Genomic DNA, 6,354 nt, shown 5'->3' with positions numbered 1-6,354 from the left:
AAGATCGCGGACTGCACCACCACCACGAACGGAATGCGGTCGCGATGTCGACCGTCGTTGAAATGGACGTCGAACTGCGCCATTCAAAGCGTCGAATGTTCGTCGGCGAATGAGCCGTGCTGCTCTGTGAAGCGGTTCCAAGCTGCGGCTGCCTCGCGCAAAACGCTAGCCTTTGCAGCATGCCGCTCTTCCTCCTGCGCGACGAAATCCGCAAGCAAGGCTTCGACCGCCGCAGAGAGGTTGCCTGTCACCTGCCGCGCCCGAATCGCCAAATCTTCATTCAAGCTCAGGTTCACCGCCCGCTTGCGGGCATTGATGTCGTAAATCACACTCATCCGCCACCTCTCAAAAAGCAACATGCGCAGGGCATGCGCATCCGAGGCCATCGGCAACCCGAAGCCGATCAGACGATACCCTCGTCCCGCCCAATGCAAACTCGATCGAAACCGTCGCCGCACCGGTCCTTTGCCGATCCGCTACGGCATCGCCAACGACGGTGGTTTGGATGGAATTCGTGGATTGCTACACTCATCCACTGAATCGAATGGCTGAACCCAGGCATGTCCATGCAAACAACGCGGGCACAGGGGCAGGCGCCCAAACGCCATCTGCATACCGTCAGAGACTACTACCTGATGGCGCAGGCCGGCATCCTGCGGCCGGAAGATCGCACGGAGTTGATCGACGGGGAGATCATCGACATGGCACCGATCGGAAGTGCGCACGCAAGCGTCGTCAAAAAGATCGTCTGGCAGTTGCAGACTCAACTGCTCAATCAAGCCATTCTGAGCGTGCAGGATCCGATCCACCTCAACGACCTCTCCCAGCCCCAGCCCGATATCGCGCTGCTCAGGCCAAGGCCCGATTTCTATCGCGACGCCCATCCGCAGGCCGCCGACGTGCTGTTGCTGATCGAAGTGGCCGATTCCAGCCTCGACTACGATCGCAACACCAAACTGGCTCTGTACGCGCGGCACGCGATTCCGGAAGTCTGGCTGGTGGACCTGCCGGCCTCGCGAGTGGAACGCTGGCAACAGCCAAGCACCAAGACTTACCAGACGCAGGACATTCTTTCGGGCCATGTCGCGCCGGGACTGCTGCCCGCCTGCGGCATCGACATCAGCGCTTTGTTCTGAAGCACCGCCGCAAGGGCTTGCAGATCGCCGCTCAGCCGCGCGCATGCCTGCATGAGCGTTAGCGTGAATCACGCACTGCGTGATGCCGACCGACCCTCGCCCACGTAGTGGGAGCTTATTGGACAAATGAGCGTCGCGAGCGCTGCCGAAACACGGGGCGTCGAGCGCTGTTGCTCATGCAGAGGCTCCCTCGGCCGCCGCGGGCGGGCACAGCCCGACCACCGTGCAAAGTGCAGCAAAACGCCGCTTCGACGTCTGTCGACCGCGACGTGACGACGCTGTATAGTCCCGGCTGCTTCGTCTCAGGCGTGCGGGCGTTCAAACCTGCGGCACAGCCCGGGGGAGACCGACCCAGCGCCTTGTGTCGTCACCCTGCGACGGGACAGAGTTGATATCGCTGTGGAGGCTCATGTCTTTGACCCTGGATTCTGATGGGACGGTTCGTCGCCCGATTGACGCCGCGAACCGATGCGGTCGTGTCCTCTCGGCACCGCATCCCTCCGCGCCCTGCCTACCGATCCCGCAGGGCGCGTCGAATGTCGCCAGACTCTGGCAGGCGGTTTGAACATGGTCGGATTTCGTACCCAGACGCCGGGCAATCGCATCATCGGCAAGCGCGAGCAGAACAAGGCCGCCAATCGCTCGATCATCCTCGATGCGGCACGCGGCTGTTTCTTCAAGTACGGTTTCGACGCCATCACCATTCGAGATGTGATCCGTCGCACCGGACTCGCCGCCGGCACGTTCTACAATTACTTCCCCGACAAGGAATCGCTGTTTCGCGCACTCGTCGATGAGCGCGTGCTGGCGCTGTCCGAGGAAATCAAGCGCGTCCGCCGCGAAGCCCGCACCCTGGAGGAGTTCATCCATGGATGCTTTCTGGCCTCGTTCGAAGCAGCCGTCGCCGATTCCCAGTTGCACCTGATCATCCTGCACAACCGTCACAACATGCAGACGCTGTACGACGAGAGCGTGGTGGGGCTTTCGTTCGAGACCTTCAAGGATGATTTGCGCGATGGCGTGAACCGCGGCCTGTTCCCGCCGCTGGACATCGAACTGGTGGCCGCCGGCTTCTTCGGATCCGCGTTCGAGATGAGCCGCCTCATCGCCGAACGGCGCCGGCACAGCCCACGCGCCGCGGCCCAGTTCGCCACGCGGCTGTTGCTCGGCGGCGTCAACGCCTTCGGCATGCAGGTTCCCAAGCTCAAGCCCCGGGTGCGCGCCATGCCCTGCCGGGAAGAAGACGCCAAGTCCTGATTCGGGCGGTTTTCCGACTATCGGATATGAAAAAGGCCGGCGAGTTGCCGGCCTTTTCTTTCTAAGCGAGATCAGTGCACGCGTTCGAGCACTGTCGCCACTCCCTGGCCCATGCCGATGCACATGGTTGCCAGACCGAACTGCGCATCCTTCTGATTCAGCACATGCGCCAGCGTACCCGTGATACGCGAACCCGAGCATCCCAGCGGATGGCCCAGCGCAATCGCGCCACCGTGGATGTTGATGTGGTCCAGGCGGTCGAGCAGCTTGAGATCCTTGAGCACCGCAATCGACTGTGCGGCAAACGCCTCATTGAGCTCGAAATACTCGATGTCCGACACCGACAGACCGGCACGCTTGAGCGCCTTCTGCGAAGCCGGCACCGGGCCGATGCCCATGATCGCCGGATTGCAGCCGGCCGCCGCCACCGAGCGGATCTTCGCCATCGGCTTGAGTCCCAGCGATTTGGCCTTGTCGGCCGACATCACCAGCACGCAGGAGGCGCCGTCGGACAGCGCGGAACTGTTGCCGGCCGTGACCGAACCCTTGGGGTTGAAGGCCGGTCGCAGCCTGGCGAGGTCCTCGATCTTCGCCTCGGCCCGCACCACCTCGTCGAAATCGACCAGGATCGGCGCACCGTCGGCGTCGTGCCCGAAGATCGGCACCAATTCGTTCCCGAACGCACCGCTGAGGCGGGCCTCGTGCGCCAGCTTGTGCGAACGCAGCGCGAACTCGTCCTGCTGCTCGCGGCTCACCTGATGAGTCTGCGACAGCATCTCGGCGGTCAGGCCCATCATCGCCGAAGCGCGCGCGACGGTCAGTGACAGTTCCGGATCGCCGTCGAAACCATGCGTCATCGACACGTGACCCATGTGCTCGACACCACCGCAGACATAGACATCGCCCACGCCGGCGCTGATCGAGGCATAGGCAATATGAATCGCGCTCATGGACGAACCGCACAGGCGGTTCACGGTCTGCCCCGGCACGGTCAGCGGCAGGCCGGCCTTGAGCGCCAGGTTGCGGGCAATGTTCATGCCCTGCTCCAGCGTCTGGTTGACGCAGCCCCAGATCACGTCTTCGATCTCGTCCGGCTTGAGCGCTTCGTTGCGCGCCAGAACCGCCTTGACCAGCTCGGCGGACAGGGTTTCGGCGCGAACGTTACGAAACACCCCAGCCTTGGAACGGCCCATGGGTGAGCGCAGTGCGTCGACAATTACGACTTCAGTCATTTCAAAATCTCCAGTAAGGCCCGATATCGGTTCAATTCAATGAAGCGGACGGACCCTCACTTTCCGTAATAGGTTTTGCCTTCGGCGGCCATGCGCTTCATGGATTCGGTGGGCTCGTAGAGCTTGCCGAGATTCGAATACCTGGCGCACTTTTCGACGACCGTCTGCAGACCGAGCTGGTCGGCATACTTGAGCGCACCGCCCAGGTGCGGCGGGAAGCCCACGCCGAGGATCAAGCCCATGTCCGCCTCGCTGGGCGTGCCGACGATGCCGTCATCGAGACAGCGCGCCGTCTCGATGATCATCGGCAGCATCATGCGGTCGACGATGTCCTCCTCGGACAGATCCTTCTGGCCGTCCGGCTGGACCTCGGCGATGAGCTTGTAGCTTTCCTCATCCGCGGTCTTCTTGGGCTTGCCCTTGGGATCCTTCTCGTAGCGATAGAAGCCGATACCGTTCTTCTGCCCGAGGCGCTCGTTCTCGTACATCATGTCGAGCGCGCTCTTGTCTGAATTGGCCATGCGGTCCGGGTAGCCTTCCGCCAGCACTTCACCGACATGATGCGAAGTGTCCATGCCGACCACGTCCTGCAGGTAGGCCGGGCCCATCGGCCAGCCGAAGCCTTCCATCACCTTGTCGATCTTGGCGAAGTCGCCGCCGGCACGAATCGCGCCGAGGAATCCGAAGAAGTACGGAAACAGGATACGGTTGACCAGAAAGCCCGGACAGTTCTTGACGGTGATCGGGGTCTTGCCCATCGCCGAGGCATAGGCGGTCACCGTGGCAATCGCTTCCTTGCTGGTCTTCTCGCCGTAGATGACCTCCACCAGCGGCATGCGGTGCACGGGATTGAAGAAATGCATGCCGAGGAAGTTCTCGGGGCGCTTCATCGCCGTGGCCAGCTCGTCGATCGAGATCGACGAGGTGTTCGAGGCGATGATCGTGTCCGGCTCGACAATGCCCTCGACCTCGGCCAGCACGCTCTTCTTGACCTTGGGGTTCTCGACCACGGCCTCGACCACGATATCGACATGCTTGATCTCGTCGTAGGACAGCGTCGCGCGGATCGAGGACAGGATCGCACCGGCCTTGGCCGGCTTGAGCTTGCCGCGCTCGACCTGCTTGGACAGTAGCTTGTTGGCCTCGCCCATGCCCAGATCCAGCGATTTCTCGGCAATGTCCTTCATCACCACCGGCGTGCCCTTGGAGGCGCTCTGGTAGGCGATGCCACCGCCCATGATCCCGGCACCCAGCACCGCCGCATGTTCGACCTTGTGCGCGATCTTGCCTGCGCTCTTGGCCTTTTTCTTGAGAAGCTGATCGTTGAGGAACAGGCTGATCAGCGAATCGGCCACCGAGGTACGAGCCAGCTTGGCGAAGGCCTTGGCTTCGATCGCCAGCGCCTCGTCGCGTCCCTTGGACGCCGCCTTCTGAATCGCATTGACGGCGGCCATCGGCGCCGGATAGTGCTTGCCGGCCTTGGGCGCGACCACGCCCTTGGACGATTCGAACACCATCATCGCCTCGATCGGGTTGAGCTGCAGCGGGCCCTTCTTGCGCGCTCGGCGCGCTTTCCAATCGGCCTTGCCGTCGATCGCCAGCTTGAGCATCTGCAACGCGGCATCCTTGAGCTTGTCGGATGCCACCACGGCATCCACCGCATGCACCTTGAGCGCCGCAGCCGCCTTGTTCTGCGCCGAGCCAGCGATCCACTCGATGGCATTGTCGGCACCGATCAGGCGCGGCAGTCGGACGGTACCGCCAAATCCCGGAATGATCCCCAGCTTGACTTCCGGCAGACCGATCTGCGCCTCGGTCGCCATAACGCGGTAATCGGCGGCCAGCGCCATTTCCAGTCCGCCACCCAGTGCGAAACCGTTGATCGCGGCAACGGAGGGTACCGGCAGGTCCTCGAAGGCATTGAATATCTGGTTCGACTGGAGCGCCCACGCCGCGATGTCTTCTTCGGGCTGCTTGAACGCTTCTCCGAATTCTGTGATGTCGGCGCCGACGATGAACACCGCTTTGCCGCTGGTGACGACAACACCCGCCAGCGCGCTTTCCTGCTGAATCGAATCGATGGCCGCCTTCAACTCTTCCAGGGTGGAGCGATCGAACTTGTTGATCGCGTCCCCCTGCCGGTCGAAGCAAAGCTCGACAATTCCACCGTCAAGCTTGGTGCATCGAATGGATTGACCTTGGAACATGGGTAAGGCCCTCATGCTTGGAATTTATAAAAGAACGACAACGGGATTTCCGCGCCGCACCACAATGTTGGCGCCGCGATGTTAGCCCTCAGTGAACAGGACGTAAAACCGGAAATCTCTTCCGACATGACATGAGTCTGAACGGGTTGCGGGTTGCGGAATGCGGCGGCATGGGCATCTCCTGCAGCCGATCCGCACTTTAGCACTTCGAGCCTCTTGCGAAATTCCCGAACGAGGGTAACTACTCACCCCCTGCTACCTGGCCGTGAGTGCTTGACAACGCAGATGCCTGAGCCTGCGCAGCCGATCCGACTGAGGTGGACGCGGATCGGCGGTGATGGCCAACTATTTCGGACCCACGACGCATACATGGAGACCCACCTCGATGGTGGACCGGGTGCACTGGGCCCGCTATGCAGGTCACACGGACCGGCAACGCATCAAGCGCAAGGCCGAGAACTGGGGGCGGCGTTATCGCGCCTTGCCGCCCGGCGAACGGCTGGCGGTGCTCTGCGCGCTGAT

General features: G+C 62.1%; 5 protein-coding genes and 1 pseudogene. 3 read left to right on the top strand and 3 right to left on the bottom strand.

What is annotated here, in order from left to right:
• Positions 1-83 precede the first annotated feature (83 nt).
• A complete protein-coding gene (locus tag RM530_RS18175; protein WP_311366682.1) occupies positions 84-386 on the bottom strand; it encodes a type II toxin-antitoxin system CcdA family antitoxin in 303 nt (100 codons plus the stop codon).
• A gap of 174 nt (positions 387-560) precedes the next feature.
• On the opposite strand from RM530_RS18175, the gene RM530_RS18170 reads away from it, so the two are divergent.
• Both RM530_RS18170 and RM530_RS18165 read left to right on the top strand, forming a co-directional pair.
• Positions 561-1,136 carry a Uma2 family endonuclease gene (locus tag RM530_RS18170; RefSeq protein ID WP_311366681.1) on the top strand — a complete coding sequence of 192 codons (576 nt, stop codon included), beginning with the start codon at positions 561-563 and terminating at the stop codon, positions 1,134-1,136.
• A gap of 567 nt (positions 1,137-1,703) precedes the next feature.
• Positions 1,704-2,393 carry a TetR/AcrR family transcriptional regulator gene (locus RM530_RS18165; protein WP_311366680.1) on the top strand — a complete coding sequence of 230 codons (690 nt, stop codon included), beginning with the start codon at positions 1,704-1,706 and terminating at the stop codon, positions 2,391-2,393.
• Positions 2,394-2,464: 71 nt separating this feature from the next.
• Here RM530_RS18165 and fadA read toward each other — a convergent pair whose 3' ends face one another.
• Complete coding sequence (fadA, locus tag RM530_RS18160) at positions 2,465-3,625, bottom strand: acetyl-CoA C-acyltransferase FadA (RefSeq protein WP_311366679.1); 1,161 nt, start codon at positions 3,623-3,625, stop codon at positions 2,465-2,467.
• A gap of 56 nt (positions 3,626-3,681) precedes the next feature.
• Positions 3,682-5,832 carry a fatty acid oxidation complex subunit alpha FadB gene (gene fadB, locus RM530_RS18155; RefSeq protein ID WP_311366678.1) on the bottom strand — a complete coding sequence of 717 codons (2,151 nt, stop codon included), beginning with the start codon at positions 5,830-5,832 and terminating at the stop codon, positions 3,682-3,684.
• A 337-nt stretch (positions 5,833-6,169) separates the two neighbouring features.
• Between fadB and RM530_RS18150 the strand changes: the two are divergent.
• A pseudogene (locus RM530_RS18150) lies at positions 6,170-6,354 on the top strand (DNA adenine methylase); the annotation flags it as partial.

The sequence above is a fragment of the Banduia mediterranea genome, assembly GCF_031846245.1.
Classification (GTDB): Bacteria; Pseudomonadota; Gammaproteobacteria; order Nevskiales; family Nevskiaceae; genus Banduia; species Banduia mediterranea.
The sequence above is the reverse complement of the archived record's forward strand: the minus strand, read 5'-3'. Positions and strand labels throughout refer to the sequence as shown.

Coding starts and splice junctions, on each gene's coding strand:
- RM530_RS18175 (WP_311366682.1), bottom strand. CDS start 386: ATGGCCTCGGATGCGCATGCCCTGCGCATGTTGCTTTTTGAGAGGTGG.
- RM530_RS18170 (WP_311366681.1), top strand. CDS start 561: ATGTCCATGCAAACAACGCGGGCACAGGGGCAGGCGCCCAAACGCCAT.
- RM530_RS18165 (WP_311366680.1), top strand. CDS start 1,704: ATGGTCGGATTTCGTACCCAGACGCCGGGCAATCGCATCATCGGCAAG.
- fadA (WP_311366679.1), bottom strand. CDS start 3,625: ATGACTGAAGTCGTAATTGTCGACGCACTGCGCTCACCCATGGGCCGT.
- fadB (WP_311366678.1), bottom strand. CDS start 5,832: ATGTTCCAAGGTCAATCCATTCGATGCACCAAGCTTGACGGTGGAATT.